The 16,120-nt window shown below is 66.6% G+C and carries 19 protein-coding genes; 4 read left to right on the top strand and 15 right to left on the bottom strand.

The features are described 5' to 3' along the window. Positions 1-36: 36 nt before the first annotated feature. Together BMW75_RS25115 and BMW75_RS25110 are read right to left on the bottom strand one after the other, a co-directional pair. Positions 37-384 (bottom strand): RnfH family protein, encoded by a 348-nt coding sequence (locus tag BMW75_RS25115; RefSeq protein WP_092582315.1) that lies wholly within the window; start codon positions 382-384, stop codon positions 37-39. Further along, positions 374-808, bottom strand: a complete 435-nt coding sequence (locus tag BMW75_RS25110; protein WP_056316825.1) for a type II toxin-antitoxin system RatA family toxin — start codon at positions 806-808, stop codon at positions 374-376. The genes BMW75_RS25115 and BMW75_RS25110 overlap by 11 nt, the downstream gene beginning before the upstream one ends. A 94-nt stretch (positions 809-902) precedes the next feature. On the opposite strand from BMW75_RS25110, the gene smpB reads away from it, so the two are divergent. Further along, positions 903-1,376: an SsrA-binding protein SmpB gene (gene smpB / locus BMW75_RS25105; protein ID WP_008167747.1), complete on the top strand. Its 474-nt coding sequence runs from the start codon at positions 903-905 to the stop codon at positions 1,374-1,376. Between the two features lies 1 nt (position 1,377). On the opposite strand, the gene BMW75_RS25100 is transcribed toward smpB, so the two are convergent. The 3 genes from BMW75_RS25100 to BMW75_RS25090 all read right to left on the bottom strand — a co-directional run bounded on the left by BMW75_RS25100 (position 1,378) and on the right by BMW75_RS25090 (position 4,042). Then, complete coding sequence (locus tag BMW75_RS25100; RefSeq protein ID WP_092582314.1) at positions 1,378-2,565, bottom strand: GGDEF domain-containing protein; 1,188 nt, start codon at positions 2,563-2,565, stop codon at positions 1,378-1,380. Positions 2,566-2,590: 25 nt separating this feature from the next. Then, positions 2,591-3,517, bottom strand: coding sequence for an SPFH domain-containing protein (locus BMW75_RS25095; RefSeq protein WP_076521280.1), 927 nt, complete (start codon positions 3,515-3,517; stop codon positions 2,591-2,593). Between the two features lie 93 nt (positions 3,518-3,610). Next, positions 3,611-4,042: an NfeD family protein gene (locus BMW75_RS25090; RefSeq protein WP_076521281.1), complete on the bottom strand. Its 432-nt coding sequence runs from the start codon at positions 4,040-4,042 to the stop codon at positions 3,611-3,613. 170 nt (positions 4,043-4,212) lie between these two features. On the opposite strand from BMW75_RS25090, the gene BMW75_RS25085 reads away from it, so the two are divergent. Together BMW75_RS25085 and BMW75_RS25080 are read left to right on the top strand one after the other, a co-directional pair. Next, on the top strand, positions 4,213-4,953 hold the full coding sequence (locus BMW75_RS25085) for a glutamine amidotransferase (RefSeq protein ID WP_092582313.1): 741 nt from the start codon (positions 4,213-4,215) through the stop codon (positions 4,951-4,953). 147 nt (positions 4,954-5,100) lie between these two features. Continuing rightward, positions 5,101-5,946 carry a bifunctional transcriptional activator/DNA repair enzyme AdaA gene (locus BMW75_RS25080; RefSeq protein WP_092582312.1) on the top strand — a complete coding sequence of 282 codons (846 nt, stop codon included), beginning with the start codon at positions 5,101-5,103 and terminating at the stop codon, positions 5,944-5,946. Between the two features lie 108 nt (positions 5,947-6,054). On the opposite strand, the gene ppsA is transcribed toward BMW75_RS25080, so the two are convergent. After that, positions 6,055-8,421 carry a phosphoenolpyruvate synthase gene (gene ppsA / locus BMW75_RS25075; RefSeq protein WP_092582311.1) on the bottom strand — a complete coding sequence of 789 codons (2,367 nt, stop codon included), beginning with the start codon at positions 8,419-8,421 and terminating at the stop codon, positions 6,055-6,057. Between the two features lie 215 nt (positions 8,422-8,636). Here ppsA and BMW75_RS25070 point away from each other — a divergent pair, with 215 nt between their 5' ends. Then, complete coding sequence (locus tag BMW75_RS25070) at positions 8,637-9,464, top strand: posphoenolpyruvate synthetase regulatory kinase/phosphorylase PpsR (protein WP_076521285.1); 828 nt, start codon at positions 8,637-8,639, stop codon at positions 9,462-9,464. Between the two features lie 101 nt (positions 9,465-9,565). Here the strand turns inward: BMW75_RS25070 and BMW75_RS25065 are convergent, their stop codons facing one another. The 9 genes from BMW75_RS25065 to lpxD form a co-directional block, all read right to left on the bottom strand. After that, a complete protein-coding gene (locus tag BMW75_RS25065) occupies positions 9,566-10,039 on the bottom strand; it encodes a DUF2846 domain-containing protein (RefSeq protein ID WP_092582310.1) in 474 nt (157 codons plus the stop codon). After that, on the bottom strand, positions 10,036-10,464 hold the full coding sequence (locus BMW75_RS25060; protein WP_254792127.1) for a hypothetical protein: 429 nt from the start codon (positions 10,462-10,464) through the stop codon (positions 10,036-10,038). Before BMW75_RS25060 ends, BMW75_RS25065 begins: the two co-directional genes overlap by 4 nt. Before the next feature lie 71 nt (positions 10,465-10,535). Then, the gene (locus tag BMW75_RS25055) at positions 10,536-11,003 is read right to left on the bottom strand and encodes a DUF2846 domain-containing protein (protein WP_092582309.1); all 468 of its coding nucleotides are present in this window, start codon (positions 11,001-11,003) and stop codon (positions 10,536-10,538) included. A gap of 125 nt (positions 11,004-11,128) precedes the next feature. Continuing rightward, positions 11,129-11,917, bottom strand: coding sequence for a TrmH family RNA methyltransferase (locus tag BMW75_RS25050; protein ID WP_092582308.1), 789 nt, complete (start codon positions 11,915-11,917; stop codon positions 11,129-11,131). Next, positions 11,914-12,522, bottom strand: coding sequence for a ribonuclease HII (gene rnhB / locus BMW75_RS25045; protein ID WP_092582307.1), 609 nt, complete (start codon positions 12,520-12,522; stop codon positions 11,914-11,916). Before rnhB ends, BMW75_RS25050 begins: the two co-directional genes overlap by 4 nt. Continuing rightward, positions 12,509-13,705: a lipid-A-disaccharide synthase gene (gene lpxB, locus BMW75_RS25040; RefSeq protein ID WP_092582306.1), complete on the bottom strand. Its 1,197-nt coding sequence runs from the start codon at positions 13,703-13,705 to the stop codon at positions 12,509-12,511. The genes rnhB and lpxB overlap by 14 nt, the downstream gene beginning before the upstream one ends. Further along, entirely contained in the window at positions 13,702-14,496 is a 795-nt protein-coding gene (gene lpxA / locus BMW75_RS25035) for an acyl-ACP--UDP-N-acetylglucosamine O-acyltransferase (protein ID WP_076521292.1), read from the bottom strand. Before lpxA ends, lpxB begins: the two co-directional genes overlap by 4 nt. Beyond that, the gene (gene fabZ, locus BMW75_RS25030) at positions 14,497-14,952 is read right to left on the bottom strand and encodes a 3-hydroxyacyl-ACP dehydratase FabZ (protein WP_008167730.1); all 456 of its coding nucleotides are present in this window, start codon (positions 14,950-14,952) and stop codon (positions 14,497-14,499) included. Positions 14,953-15,019: 67 nt separating this feature from the next. Further along, positions 15,020-16,117 (bottom strand): UDP-3-O-(3-hydroxymyristoyl)glucosamine N-acyltransferase, encoded by a 1,098-nt coding sequence (lpxD, locus tag BMW75_RS25025; protein ID WP_092582305.1) that lies wholly within the window; start codon positions 16,115-16,117, stop codon positions 15,020-15,022. Positions 16,118-16,120: the final 3 nt, after the last annotated feature.

Genomic DNA, 16,120 nt, shown 5'->3' with positions numbered 1-16,120 from the left:
GAGGGGCCGGGGCGATGGGCGATCAGGATGCGACGCCTACAACAGCCCGGCCGGCCGGACCCGCCCGTTCTTGGCCGTCTTGGCCCGGCGGTGCTCGGCGCGGCGGCGGCGGGACTCCTTGGGGTCGAAGGTCAGCCCGCGGTAGATTTCCACGCGATCGCCATCGGCCAGACGCGCCGCCGGTTCGGTGGCGCGGCCGAAGATGCCCACGCCCCGTTCCCACGGCTTGACGACCGGAAACGCCTGCGCAAACCCGCTGGCCGCCAGCGCGTCCTGGACGGTCGCGCCCTCGGGCAGGCGCACGTCGCGCTGCCACGCGTGGCCGGGCAAGGCGTAGCAGACGATGACGCCGATCTGCCCCGCCGCGGACGGCTCATTCCCCATACTTGGCCTGCGCGCGCTTGGTGAACGAATCGATGAAGCTGGTGGCGATGCGGTTGAAGACCGGGCCCACCACCATCTCGAGCGGACGGTTCGAGAACGCGTACTCCATGGTGAAGAGGACCTTGCAGGCGTCTTCGGCCAGCGGCTGGAACACCCAATGGCCGACCAGGCTGGAGAAGGGACCATCCACCAGCTCCAGGTCGATCCGCTCGGGATAGACGTGGGTATTGCGGGTGGTGAAGCGCTGCTTCATCCCTGCGAAGGAAATCAGGATGGAGGCCTGCATGCCGTGTTCGTCGCGGGTCTGCACCTCGGCGCCGCCACACCACGGCATGAACTCGGGGTACTTCTCCACGTCGGCAACCAGGTCGAACATCTGGGCGGCGCTGTAAGGCACCAGGACGGATCGTTGTACTTTGTGCATCGACTATCGCAAATGGCTAGAATGGCAAGATTTTACCGGCACAGTGCGTTGTGGGCCTAACGCCGCCCCAGAACGACCCCTGCAAGAAGGCTTTATGAGCATTATCGACAATCGCAAGGCCACGCACGACTATTTCATCGAAGACCGCTACGAGGCCGGCCTCGTCCTGCAAGGCTGGGAAGTGAAGGCGATCCGCGACGGCCGCGTGCAGCTCAAGGAAAGCTACGTCATCGTGCGCGATGGCGAGCTGTACCTGCTTGGCATGCACGTCAGCCCGCTTCCCACGGCGTCCACGCACATCCATCCCGATGCCATGCGCACCCGCAAGCTGCTGCTCAAGGCCGAGGAAATCAGCAAGCTCATCGGCAAGGTCGAGCAGCGCGGCTACACGCTGGTGCCGCTGAACCTGCATTACAAGAACGGGCGCATCAAGCTCGACTTCGCACTGGGCCGCGGCAAGAAGCTGTTCGACAAGCGCGACACGGCGCGCGAGAAGGACTGGGCGCGCGAAAAGGAACGCATCATGAAGCACGACACCCGCGCGCCGCGCCGGAGCAAGGACGACTGATTCAGGCCGCCGCCGGCAGCAGCGGCCGCTCGGCCTCCTGCCCGGCCCCAACGACGCGGTTGCGCCCCGCCGACTTGGCGGCGTAGAGCTTGCGGTCGGCGCGCTCGAAAAGCACCTGCAGATTCTCGCCGGGTATCCAGTCCTCGACCCCGGCGCTGAAGGTGTACGAAATCGTGCTGCCACCATGGGCGCAGGGTGTGCGCCGCACCGAATCCAGCAGGCGCTCCGCCACTTCCAGCACCGCATCGCTGCGCATGTCGGCAAACAGCACGGCGAACTCCTCGCCGCCCACCCTGCCCACATGATCGCCCGTGCGCAGCGTGGCGGTCGCCAGCAGCCCGAAATGGCGCAGCACCGCGTCGCCAGCCGCATGGCCATGCGTATCGTTGATGCGCTTGAAATGGTCGATGTCCAGCAGCAGCAGGGTCAGCGGACGGCGCATGCGCAGCGCCTGCGCGCAATAGCGCTCGGCCTGCAGCCACCATGCCTTGCGCGACATCAGGCCGGTCAGGAAATCGGTGTTGGCCTCCTGTTCCCGGTCCGCCAGCATGCGGTCATGGATGATCATGATGGTGCCCAGCGTCAGGCAAGGCATGATGAGCACACCCAGCGTCAGGAAGGCCACGCCCCACACGGTGGGCTCCAGGAACGCTGAAACCGAGTCGAGCCCGCTCAGGTACACCAGCGCGCGCAACGCGCAGACCACGGCGGAGATCAGCGTCACCACCCACACGAACCGGTAGCTGTAGCGCGACCGGTGCGTGGGCATGTTGCGCTGGATGACGACGGCGACGGCCAGCATGAACCCCATCTGCAGCAGCGACATGGCCACGATGCGCGGACCGACCTGCCAATCCACATAGGTGTAGACCGCCACCACCGACAGCGCCGCAAGGCAGCCCAACGTCATGAGGTGCCGCGGCACGGCCAGCCCCAGCAGCCGGCGCACGCCCGCGTAGTACGCACACAGCGCCAGCGCGATGGCCGCGTTGGGCACCAGGATCGACGCCCACAGCGGGGCCTGGGTGTTCTGCAGCGCAAAGCCGGAAAACGCCACCAGCGTCAGCAGGTTGGCGCGTATGGTCTCGCGGATGCCCGCCATGCCGCTGCGCGCCAAGGACCCCAGGACGCAAAGGGAAAGTACCCCCGCCAGCGCTGCTATCAGAAGCAAATTAACGGGAGCGATCATGGGGCGGGCGCCGCGGGGCGCAGTATCAGCTGTTGCGCGTGGACTTCACGATGGTCATGGCGGAGGCGATCATGCCGCCCACGTCGGACAGATTGGCGGGCAGGATCAGCGTATTGCCTTCCTTGGCCACGTTGCCGAAGGCCTCGACGTAACGCTCGGCGACCTTCAGGTTGACGGCCTCCATGCCGCCCGGCTGGCGGACCGCGTCGGCCACCTGCGTGATGGCCTTGGCGGTGGCTTCGGCAATCGCCAGCACCGCCGCGGCCTCGCCCTGCGCCTGGTTGATCTGCGCCTGCTTCTCGCCCTCGGAACGCGCGATGGCGGCCTCGCGCTCGCCGGTGGCGATATTGATCTGTTCCTGGCGGCGCCCTTCGGACGCGGCGATCAGCGCGCGCTTCTCGCGTTCGGCGGTGATCTGCGCCTGCATCGACCGCAGGATCTCGTTGGGCGGCGTCAGGTCCTTGATTTCATAGCGCAGCACCTTCACGCCCCAGTTCAGCGCCGCCTCGTCCAGCGACGAAACGATGTTGCTGTTGATGGAATCGCGCTCTTCGAACGTGCGGTCCAGTTCCATCTTGCCGATGACCGAGCGCAGGGTGGTCTGGGCAAGCTGGGTGATGGCCGAGATGTAATTGGACGACCCGTACGACGCGCGCATCGGATCGGTGACCTGGAAGTACAGCACGCCGTCGACCTGGAGTTGCGTGTTGTCGCGCGTGATGCAGACCTGGCTGGGCACGTCCAGCGGGATTTCCTTGAGCGAATGCTTGTAGGCCACGCGCTCGATGAACGGAATCACGAAGCCGGCGCCCGGCGACAGGACACGGTCGAACTTGCCCAGGCGCTCGACCACCCAGGCATGCTGCTGCGGCACGATGGCGATCGCCTTGATGACGATCAGGATCGCCAGCGCGACGATGACGAGCAGCACGATAGTGGAAGTATCGATCATGATGGAAAGCCTCTTTTCGGGTAAATGCGCTGGCCTGTCCTGCCGCGCGGGCCAGGGTTCAGCGGTGGCCCGCGGCGCGCGCGGGCCGGTCTGCTACGCCGACCCGGCGCTCTTGGGGGTGAGCACCAGGGTCGAACCGCGCAATTCTGTGATGATGTGTTCGCCGCCTTGGGGCGCGTGCCCCTCGGCCAGCTCGGCCTGCCAGTGCGCGCCCCGGTACCAGATGCGCGTGGTGCGGTTGTCGGACCAGGCCTCGACCATGACGGTTTGGCCGATATCCAGGTTGACGTCGGCATTGCGGGCGGAATCGACCTCGCGCTTTTTCAGCACGCGGGTTTTGCGCAACACCAGCAGCCCCAGCAGCAGCACCACGCCGCAGGCCACCAGCTCCCATTGCAGGCCCGCGTTCAGCCAGGCGGCAATGCCGCCGGCCGCCAACCCCAGCGCGACCAGCAGCAAGTAGAAGGTTCCCGTCGCCAGTTCCCCGATGAGGGCGAGCGCGGCCAATCCCAGCCAGATCCACATAGTCTCAAGATCGCCTGTAAGGATGATTATCTGAGCGGATTGTACGTATTTCCGGGACGGAGCGGGAGGAAGCCGCGCGCCCTCGGAAACAATTGCGCTGGATTATGATGTGCGCTGGCGCGCCAGGTCCCGGGACCCGGCGCGCCGCCCTCATCCACGAACAAGCTTTTATGACCGCCGCAACGCCTTCTGCTCTTCCCGTCCTGATCCTGCACACCGGCGATCCGGACGACACGCTAAAAAGCCAGTTCGGCGGCTATGCCGAACAAATCATGCGGGCCGCCGGCCTGGAGGCCAGCGCCGTCGATATCGTCGCCGTCTACGCGGGCCAGCGCCCGCAGGCGCCCGCCTGCTACCGCGCCGCACTGATCACCGGATCGCCGGCCATGGTTTCCGACAAGGAGCCCTGGAGCGAAGACACGGCCGCGTGGCTGCGCGAGGCGGTGGCCGCGGACCTGCCCATGTTCGGGGTCTGCTACGGCCACCAGTTGCTGGCGCACGCGCTGGGCGGCAAGGTCGGCTACAACCCGGCCGGGCGCGAAGTCGGCACCCAGACGGTCGAACTGATGCCCACCGCGGCGGGCGATCCGCTCATGGCCGGCGTCCCTTCCACCTTCCCCGCCCAGATGCTGCATGCCCAGACCGTGCTGCAGCCGCCGCAAGGCGCGGCCGTGCTGGCGCGGTCCGACCTGGACGAGCACCAGATGATCCGCATCGGCCGCAACGTCTTCTCGACCCAGTTCCATCCCGAGTTCGGACCGGATTTCATCCGGGCGCACCTCGAACGCTATGGCCGCCGCTACGCCGCCGAGAACCTCGACGTGCCCGGGCTGACCGCCAACGTGCGCGCCACGCCCGTGGCCGGCGACCTGCTGCGCCGCTTCCTGGAGACCTACGCGCCCGGCGCCTGACGCCCCGACCTCCCGCACAGGACGCCCCCGGGGAACATCGCGGGCAGCGCCGCCGGGACGGTCGCAACAAGCGGAGTGCGGCGGCCGGCCACCCTTGAGACGATAGCGCCAAGCGTACCCAATCACGCGCAATGCCAGGAGTCCCCGATGAGCCCCGCCGCCGCCCCCTTGAACAAACAGCACGCTGCCGCCGTGGAACGCGCCTGCCGCGCCCTGGAAGCCGAGCAGCCGCCCGATCTGTCGACGCTGGCCGAACAGGCCGGCATGAGCCGCTTTCATTTCCACCGTGTCTTCAAGGCCGCCACCGGCATCACGCCCAAGGCCTACGCGAACGCCCTGCGCGCCAGCCGCGCGCGCCAGCGCCTGGAAGACAGCGCCAGCGTCACCGACGCCATGTATGACGCCGGCTTCAATTCCAGCGGGCGCTTCTATGAGGCCGCCCCCGCCATCCTGGGCATGACGCCCACCGCCTTTCGCAAAAATGGCGAAGGCGTGGACATTCGGTTCGCGGTTGCGCAGTGTTCGCTCGGCGCCCTGCTGGTCGCGGCCAGCACCACCGGCATCTGCGAGATCGCGCTGGACGAGGACCCGGACCGGCTGGTGAGAAACCTGCAGGACCGCTTCAAGGCCGCCCGCCTCATCGGCGCCGATCCCCGTTTCGAGTGCTGGGTCGCCGACGTGGTGGGCTTCGTCGAAGACCCCTCGCGCGGACTGGACCTGCCGCTTGACGTGCGCGGCACGGCGTTCCAGCGCAAGGTCTGGGAGGCGCTGCGCGAGATCCCGCTGGGCGCCACGGCGACCTACGCGCAGGTGGCCGAACGGATCGGCGCGCCCGGCGCCGTGCGCGCCGTGGCCCGCGCCTGCGCGACCAACCACATCGCCCTGGCGATCCCCTGCCACCGGGTGGTCCGCACCGATGGCGGGCTGGCCGGGTATCGATGGGGCATCGACCGCAAGCGCGAACTCATCGCCCGCGAGGCGCTCGCCGCCTGACACGCGTGCGGATCAGGCCGGGCCGCCGCGGCATCCCGCCGCCCCGCACAGCCGAAAAAAAGCCCCGCATCCCAGTAGGATGCGGGGCTTTCTATTTCAGGCGGCCGATCAGTTCTTGGCCAGGCGCTGCCAGGTGTCGACAACGGTATCCGGATTCAGCGACATCGACAGGATGCCTTCATCCTTCAGCCATTGCGCAAAGTCCGGGTGGTCGCTGGGGCCCTGGCCGCAGATCCCCACGTACTTCTTGGCGGCCAGGCAGGCCTTGATGGCACGGCGCAGCATGAACTTGACGGCCTCGTCGCGCTCGTCGAAGTCGGCGGCCAGCAGCTCCATGCCCGAATCGCGGTCCAGGCCCAGGGTGAGCTGGGTCATGTCGTTGGAACCGATCGAGAAGCCGTCGAAGTACTGCAGGAACTCGTCGGCCAGGATGGCGTTGGACGGGACTTCGCACATCATGATCAGCTTCAGGCCGTTTTCGCCGCGCGCCAGGCCGTGCTTGGCGAGCAGGTTCACGACCTTTTCGGCCTGGCCCAGGGTGCGCACGAACGGCACCATGATCTCGACGTTGGTCAGGCCCATTTCATCGCGCACCTTCTTGAGGGCTTCGCATTCCATGCGGAAGCACTCGGCGAAGTCCTCGGCGATGTAGCGCGACGCGCCGCGGAAGCCCAGCATGGGGTTCTCTTCCTCGGGCTCGTAGCGCGAACCGCCGACCAGCTTGCGGTATTCGTTGGACTTGAAGTCCGACATGCGCACGATGACCGGCTTCGGATAGAACGCGGCCGCGATGGTGGCGACGCCTTCGGCCATCTTCTCGACGAAGAAGGCGCGCGGGCTGGCGTGGCCGCGGGCGGCCGATTCCACGGCCTTCTTCAGCTCGCCGTCCACGTTCGGGTAGTCCAGGACCGCCTTCGGGTGGATGCCGATGTTGTTGTTGATGATGAATTCCAGGCGCGCCAGGCCGACGCCGCCGTTGGGGATCTGGGCAAAGTCGAACGCCAGTTGCGGGTTGCCCACGTTCATCATGATCTTCAGATCGATGGCGGGCATTTCGCCGCGGCGCACTTCCTCGACTTCGGTTTCGATCAGGCCGTCATAGATGCGGCCTTCGTCGCCCTCGGCGCACGACACGGTGACAGCCTGGCCTTCCTTCAGCAGGTCGGTCGCGTTGCCGCAACCCACGACAGCCGGAATGCCCAGTTCGCGCGCGATGATCGCGGCGTGGCAGGTGCGGCCGCCGCGGTTCGTCACGATGGCCGACGCGCGCTTCATCACGGGCTCCCAGTTGGGGTCCGTCATGTCGGTGACCAGCACGTCGCCCGGCTGGACCTTGTCCATGTCGGAGATGTCGCCCACCACGCGCACGGGACCCGAACCGATCTTCTGGCCGATCGCGCGGCCGGTGATCAGGACCTGGCCGGTGGCCTTCAGGCGATAGCGCTGCTGCACGTCGTTGGCGCCCTGCTGCGACTTCACCGTCTCGGGACGCGCCTGCAGGATGTAGATCTTGCCGTCGACGCCGTCGCGGCCCCACTCGATGTCCATCGGGCGGCCGTAGTGCTTTTCGATGATGACGGCGTAGCGGGCCAGTTCGTTGACTTCGTCGTCGGTCAGCGAGTAGCGGTTGCGCTCGGACACCGGCACGTCCACCGTGCGCACGGCACGGCCTTCGGGACGCTCGGGATCAAATTCCATCTTGATCAGCTTGGAGCCGATGCGGCGGCCGACGATGGGATAGTGGCCTTGGGCCAGCGTGGGCTTGAAGACGTAGAACTCGTCGGGGTTGACGGCGCCCTGCACGACGGTTTCGCCCAGGCCGTAGGACGAGGTGATGAAGACCACGTCCTGGAAGCCCGATTCGGTGTCGATGGTGAACATGACGCCGGCGCTGCCCTTGTCGGAACGCACCATGCGCTGGATGCCGGCCGACAAGGCGACGTCGGCGTGGGCGTAGCCCTTGTGCACGCGATAGGAGATGGCGCGGTCGTTGTACAGCGACGCGAACACGTGGCGGATCTTGTCCAGCACGTCGTCGATGCCCACGACGTTCAGGAAGGTTTCCTGCTGGCCGGCAAACGAGGCGTCGGGCAGGTCTTCGGCGGTGGCGGACGAGCGCACGGCGAACGAGCCCTTGCCGTCGGCATCGAGCTTGGCGAAGGCGTCGCGGATCTGCTTTTCGAATTCCGGCGAGAACGGCGCTTCGACGATCCATTGGCGGATCTGCGAGCCGGCGGCAGCCAGTTCGCGCACGTCTTCGGGGTTCAGCGTGGTGAGGCGTTCAGCGATCCGCTTGTCCAGGCCCGAGGCCTTCAGGAAATCGCGGAAGGCATCTGCGGTCGTGGCGAAGCCGCCCGGCACGCGGACTCCCGCGCCGGACAGCTGGCTGATCATTTCGCCAAGTGATGCGTTCTTGCCTCCTACCGAGTCCACGTCCGTCATGCGGAGCTGCTCGAACAAAACAACATACGACATTGAAGTCACCTTTTACAATGGAATGAAAGCGAGTTTGGTCAATGCATGAAAAGCGCTGTCTTGGCTGCCGCAGGAAGACTGTTTCCGGGCTTGCGCAGGCACGCTTTCAGACGCTGACCAAACTGGCCTTGGACCGCCCTTGGGGTGACTTATAGGGGCCTGATTGTACTCGGTGGAGTACGTCCGGCCATCCGCCTGGTTGGAATTTTTTACACATGACATCTACCCCTATCGTACGCACGGTATACATCGTTTCCGACAGTACCGGCATCACCGCGGAAACGTTCAGCCAGTCAGTACTTTCGCAGTTCGAGGAGGTCAATTTCAAGCCTATCCGCCTGCCTTTCGTGGACACGCTCGAAAAGGCCGCGGAAGTCGCCATGCGGATCGACCGCAGCGCCCTGGACGCGGGGGTTCCTCCCATTGTCTTCAGCACCCTGGTCAATCCTGAAATCCTGGCCCGCGTTCGCCAGGCGAACGGCGTGTTCCTGGATCTGTTCGGCACCTTCGTCAGCCACATCGAGCAGGCGCTCGGCTTGAAGTCCAGCCATTCCATCGGCCGCTCGCACATGCAGGCCAACTCCGAAAAATACCGGAACCGGATCGACGCCATCAACTTCAGCCTGGCGCACGACGACGGCCAGTTCGTGAACCAGCTCGACCAGGCCGACGTGATCCTCGTTGGCGTCTCCCGTTGCGGCAAGACGCCCACCAGCCTGTACCTGGCCATGCAATACGCCATCAAGGCGGCCAACTTCCCGCTGACGCCCGACGATTTCGAGCGCGGCACCTTGCCCTCCACCATCGCGCCGCACCGCGGCAAGCTGTTCGGCCTGTCCATCCAGCCCGAACGCCTGGCCGAAGTGCGCAACGAGCGCCGCCCGAACAGCCGCTACGCGCAACTGGAGCAATGCCGCTACGAAGTGGCCGAAGCCGAGCGCATGATGCGCCGGGAAGGCATTTCCTGGCTGTCCAGCACCACCAAGTCGATCGAGGAGATCGCCACCACGGTGCTGCAGGAAGTCGGGCTGGATCGGGGCTGAAAACGACCAGGGCGCGCCGCGGCGCGCCCTGGTCTGGCATGCAGGAAATCAGGGGCACAGCATCGCGCGTTTGCGCAAATCCGCGCCCCGGGCAGAACCCGTTACAGGCCGGGAACCCGCTCGGGCGTCGCTGCGCCCCAGTAGCGCAAGCGCAGCATCTCGGCTTCGGCGCGCTCGGGCGGATCGACCAGTTCCATCGACAGGTTGCCGACCGCGCCCGTGCTGCCCAGCGACTCGGCGGTGACACGCACATAGCGCGTCTGGCCCGCGTCGAGCATGAAGCTCACGCCCTCGCCCGTCCAGTACAGGTTGGTCACGACATAGCTGCCGGCCGGCCGATCCACGAAGAAGAAGCTGCCCGGCTTGTTGCGGCCCACCACATCCTGGTTGACGCGCAGTTTCTGCTGGGCGGCCGCCACGGGCGTGGTTTGCTGCTGGTAGAAGTAAATGCGTCCGTTGCCTTGCGCAATCGGCGGAATGCGGCCCTGCAGCGATTGATACTGCGGGCCGGCGCAGCCTGCCAGCACCACGGCGGTCGCGGCAACCGCCGCCAGTTTCATCAGCCAAACCTTCATTGACGCATCTCCACAGGCAGCGTGACGGGGCGAGTCAAGGACAAGTAAGCCGATTCGCCCGGCAAGTAAAAGCCGACGAGCTTTCCGGACGACGCCACGACATAGGCCTCGGCCTGGCGCCGCGTCTGGATGGTGAACAGCCCGCTGAGCGACCGGTAGGCGTCGCCCTGGGGCAAGGCGCCAACCCGTTGCCATTGCGACCCCGCGGACAGGGTGACAATGCTGTCATTGGACAATTGGGCGCTGATCATGCGCGACAACTGGATCACGCTTACCGGGTCTGCCGCCGCAACGGGGACCAACGCGACACGTTGCGTCGGCACGGACATGCACGCTCCCAAGAGCAGCGCGCCCGCACCGGCCATGGCCGCGAGTTTTCCCACGCGGACCGCACCCGCCATTTTCTGCACCACCGACGACGCCATGGATACCTCGGCTAGAAATAAAGTGCGTAAGTATATGGGTGCGTCAGAAATCTACAAAACGTGACGTCGCATCAATAGCGCAGCGGCTCGCGCTCCCGCCGTCCGGCGCCCCAGTACCGCAGTTCCGCCAGGGCCTGCTGGGCCGCCTCGGCCGACCCTTCGAGCTGCAGGACCTGTTTGCCGCCCTCGATGTCCACCCTGACGTACTGCGTCTGGCCCGGCGCAAGCGGAACGGTGATCGGCGCCTTTTGCTCCTTGCGGTCCGTCGCGGTTGTGACCTCAAGGGTGCCGGCCGACCGGTCCACGAAGAAGAAGTGGCCCATCTTGGATTTGCCGACCCGCGTGCCGTCCACCAGGATCGCGGGGTGCTGGGTCTTGCCGCCGTTGGCGGTCTTGGGCTGGTAGAAGTAGATGCGCCCTTCGCCCGGCTGCAGCGCGGAAATCCGCGCCGACACATCGGCATAACGCGGGCCCGCGCAGCCTGCCAGCAGCGTCGCGGCGCCCAGCGCGGCAATACTCAGTTTGATCCAATTCTTCACGCGTCGCCTCCCAGGTCGAAATGCGCGTGACGCCCGCCTCCACGGCGGCGTCCTGCGCGGACGCGGCAGTATAAGGCGGGTCTGTGGCCCTCAATAGGCGGAAAAGCGGGGAATCCTGAAGCAGATCAACCGGCGCGCGGGGCGCTGGCCTGCCTGCGCTGTTCGAACAGGCAAATCGCCGCCGCCGCGCCGACGTTCAGCGATTCCACCGCGCCGGCGTCATGCGGGATGCGGACCTTCAGGGTCGCGGCCGCGAGCAGCGCCGGGGCCACCCCCTGGCCTTCGTGGCCGAACACCCATGCGCACCGCGCGGGAAGCCTGCCCGCGTAGAGATCACGCGCCCCGTCCAGGGCGGTGGCAACCAGGGGAACGCGCAACCGGGGCAGCAAGGCCTCCAGGTCCACATGCTCGTGGATGGCTAGGGCGAAATGGGCGCCCTGGCCGCTGCGCAGCACCTTCGGGGACCACGCGGCGGCGGTGCCGGTCGCCAGGAACACCCGCTTCACCCCCGCCGCGGCGCACGTGCGCAAGAGCGTGCCCACATTGCCGGGGTCCTGGATGCGGTCAAAAAGCACGCAGGTTTCGTCGACCTGCTCCGGCGGCGTCGGCACAGGCGGCGTCACCACGAAGGCGACGCCCTGCCCGCTTTCCACCGCGGCAAGCATGTGCATCAGCCGGGCATCCAGCGCCAGGCTGATGCGGTCGGAAACGCCCGCGGCGAGGGCCGCGATGTCGGGATGGGACAGGCGCTCGACATCGAAGATCGCCTGATCGGGCGCGCCATGATGCTGCAGCCATGCCTGGCACAGGTGCACGCCGTCCAGCAGCACCGGGGCGCCGCGCTTGCCCGCCGTGCCGGCCAGCTTGGCCAGCGCCTTGACCGCGGGGTTATCGCGGGAACTGATGTGCTTCATGAGGCCAGGCCGAATGCCTTGATGGGCGCAAAGCTGCGCCGGTGTTCGGCGCAAGGGCCGTGTTCGCGCAGCCGCTGCAGGTGCAGCGGCGTGCCGTAGCCCTTGTGCTGATCGAACGCATACTGGGGATACAGCGCATGCAGCCGCAGCAGGTCCGCGTCGCGCGCCGTCTTGGCGAGGATGGACGCGGCCGAGATCGCCGGCACGAGCGCATCGCCCTTGATGACCGTCTGCACGGTGCAGCGCAGCTTGGGCGCCTGGTTGCCGTCCACCAGGGCCAATTGCGGCGCGGTGGCCAGGCCCTGCACGGCGCGCTGCATCGCCAGCAGCGTGGCGCGCAGGATGTTCAGGGTGTCGATCTCCGCGACGGTGGCGCTGGCGATGCACCAGGCCAGCGCCCGCTCCCTGATCTGCTCGGCGAGCGCCTCGCGCCGCAGCGCGGTCAGCGCCTTGGAGTCCGCGAGCCCATCGATGTGCCGCGACGGATCCAGAATGACGGCCGCCGCATAAACCTGGCCGGCGAGCGGACCGCGGCCCGCCTCGTCCACGCCCGCCGTCAGCAAGGCGGGCTGCTCGGGCGCCACGAACAGATCAGGCTGCTCCATCGGCCACCTCCAGGATCGCCTGCGCGGCCAGCGCCGGCGTGTCTCGCAACAGGTCCTGATGCATGGCGGTGAACCGGGACTCCACGCGCGCGATCAGCGCGTCGTCGGTCAATGCCTGCCAGGTCGCTTCGGCCAGTTTATCGGGCGTGGCATCGTCCTGCAAAAGCTCCGGCACGACAAAGTCGCGCAGCAGCACATTGGGCAGCCCCACCCACGGCAGATAGGGGCGCTGCTGACCCGATTTCCAGGACATGATGCGCCGCATCCAGGGCGACAGCACGTACGAAATCACCATGGGACGCTTGAACAGCGCCGTCTCCAGCGTGGCGGTGCCGCTGGCCACGAGCACCGCCGTGGCGGCCTCCATCACGGACCAGGCCACCGGCGCCTTGCGGTCGCCGCCTTCGCCGTGCAGATCGTGGGCAGTGACGCAGCGCAGCCCGGGCACCGGGTACTGAGCCAGGATCTCCAGGAATTCCGCCCGCCGCTGGTCGTTGACCATGGGGACAATGCATTGCAGCGCGGGATCTTTCTTCAGCAATTGCTGCGCGGCCTGCAGGAAACGCGGCGCCAGGAGGCGGATCTCCGACGAGCGGCTGCCGGGCAGGATCGCCAGCACGCGCGCGCCCTGGTCGATGCCCAGGCGTTCCCGGGCCGCGGCGCGGTCGGGCTGCATCGGCACCGCGCCGGCCAGCGGATGGCCCACGTAGGTGACGGGGATGCCTTCCTTGCGGTAAATCTCTTCCTCGAACGGAAAAAGCACCAGCATGTGCGAGACCGATTCGCGGATTTTGTGGATGCGCTCGTAGCGCCAGGCCCAGATCGAGGGGCCGACGAAATGCACCGTCGGCGTGCCGGCTTGCCGCAGTTGGTGTTCCAGCCGCAGGTTGAAGTCGGGCGCGTCGATGCCGACGAACACCGATGGTGGCTGGGCGAGCCAGCGACGCTTGACGTCGCGATACGTGGCCAACAGGCTGGGCAGGCGCTTGAGCGCGTCCACGTACCCGAACACCGTCAACGCATGCATCGGATGCCAGGCTTCGAAGTCGTGGGCCTGCATCTGGGGCCCGCCGATGCCCTCGCAATGGACGCTGCCGTCGCGCGCTTGCAGACCGGCAATGATGCGCCCGGCCAGCAGGTCGCCCGAAGGCTCGCCGGCCACCATGCCGATCCGCGAGCTCATGGGCGGATGATGCCGCGGGACGCGACGTCCAGGAAATCCAGCAGGGTCTGCAGATGCTCGGCGGCTTCAGGGACGGCCTGCTGGCGTTCGCGCAATTCGGCGCGCGCCTCGTCCAGGGGCAGGCCCCGGCGGTAGATGATCTTGTAGGCTTCGCGCAGGGCCGAGATGGCGGCCGGCGTAAAGCCGCGGCGCTTCAGGCCTTCGACGTTGATCCCCACCGGACGGCAGGGGTTGCCCGCGGCCAGCACGAACGGCGGCGTGTCCTGCATGAGCGAACTGTTGCCGCCCGTCATGGTGTGCGCGCCGACCCGAGAAAATTGATGCACGCCGGTCAGGCCGCCGATGATGGCCCAGTCGCCCACATGGACGTGGCCGCCCAGTTGGACCGAGTTCGCCAGGATCGTATGGCTGCCGATGTGGCAATCGTGTGCGACGTGGACATAGGCCATGATCCAGTTGTCGTCGCCCAGCGTGGTCTCGCCGCCATCTTGCGTCGTGCCGGTATTCAGCGTGACGAATTCGCGAACCGTGTTGCGATCGCCGATCGTCAGGCGGGTGGCCTCGCCCGCGTATTTCTTGTCCTGCGGCATGCCCCCAATGGAGCAATACCGGTAGAAGCGGTTGTCGCGACCGATGGTCGTCACGCCGTCGACCATGCAGTAAGGACCGATCTCGGTACCCGCACCGATGGTCACATCGGGCCCCACCACTGCGAACGGGCCGATGACCGCGGTCGGGTCGATTTTTGCCGCCGGATCGACGACAGCGGTGGGATGGATGTTTCCTGCCATTTACTCTTCCAGGCTGCGAATCGCGCACATCAGCTTGGCCGACGCCACTTCCTGGCCGTCGACCGTCGCGCGTGCTTGATACTTACAGATGCTGCGGCTCAGGCGCTCGGCTTCGACCTCGATGCGCAGTTGATCGCCCGGGACGACGGGGCGGCGAAAGCGCGCGCCGTCGATGCCGACCAGATAATAGGCCGTCTTGGAACCTTCGCACTTGAGCCCGCCGTTTTCATCCGTGAAGGAAAACAGCGCCGAAGCCTGCGCCATGGCTTCAACGATGAGCACGCCCGGCATCACCGGATGGTGAGGAAAGTGACCGTTGAAGAACGGCTCGTTGATCGAGACGTTCTTGATGGCGACGATGGACTTGCCAGGCACCATTTCAACTACACGGTCAATCAGCAGCATCGGGTAGCGATGCGGCAGCCTCTCCATGATCCCCTTGATGTCGAGTTCCATTTTTCTATGCGTTCCTGCGAAATTAAATAATGTGGCGGCGCGCGCGCGCCAGGGCGGCGACAGCGCCCTAGTCCTTTTCCAGCGTGCGCACGCGGCGGCGCAATTGCGCCAACTGTTGTATCACGGCGGCATTGCGCTGCCAGTCGCCGTGCTCCGCATACGGGAAGACCCCGGTATAGCGGCCCGGCTTGGAAATATTGGACGTCACTGCCGTGCCGCCCGAAATGTGTACGTCATCGCCCAGGACCAGGTGGCCCGAGAGCATCGCGGCGCCGCCGATGGTGCAGCGTTCGCCGATGGTGGTCGAACCCGCCACGCCCACGCACGCCGCCATTGCGGTATGCGCGCCAATGCGACAGTTGTGGCCGACCATGATCTGGTTGTCCAGCTTGACGCCGTCCGCCAGCACGGTGTCTTCGAGCGCGCCGCGGTCGACGGTGGTGTTGGCGCCGATCTCGACGTCATCGCCCAGCGACACGCCGCCGAACTGCGGAATCTTGCCCCAGGCGCCTTTGCCCAGCGAGGGATCGGGCGCGAACCCGAAGCCGTCGGCGCCCAGCACCGCACCGCTGTGCAGAATGACCCGCGCGCCGACCTTCACGCCTTCATAGAGCGTGACGTTGGCATGCAGGCGCCCGTCAGGCCCGATGGACGACCCCGCGCCGATGACGCAACCGGGACCCAGCACCGTACCGCGGCCGATGCGCGCACCGGACTCGACGACGCAATTGGGGCCAATGCGCACGCCCTCTTCGATGATCGCGTCGGGCGCGACCACGGCGGAGGGATGGGTTTCAGCGGGCAGCGCGGGCCTGCGGGCAGTGTCGAACCACTGCGCAATGCGCGCGTAGAGCAGATAGGGATGCTTGCAGACGACCAGCGCGAAAGGCGGCCGGTCGCTGCCCTGGGCTTCGAGGGCCTCGGCGACCTCGGGCGAGACGATGACCGCCCCGGCTCCGGTTGCGCCAAGCTGGCTTTGATAGCGGGGGTTGGACAGGAACGAGAGTTCCTGGCGGCCGGCCGAAGCCAGGGTTCCGATGCCGCAGACCCGCATGGGGTCTGCGCCGGACACCTCACTGATGCGCCAGTCCATACCCTGGGTATTGGCGGCGCTCAACAGGGCTTCAAGCGTTGGCGCGCGGGCAAGATCCAGTAAAACCGGCATGGC

The organism is Achromobacter sp. NFACC18-2 (assembly GCF_900108985.1).
Taxonomy (GTDB): Bacteria; Pseudomonadota; Gammaproteobacteria; order Burkholderiales; family Burkholderiaceae_B; genus Achromobacter.
Note: the sequence above shows the minus strand (reverse complement) of the source record. Positions and strands in the feature narration are given on the sequence as shown.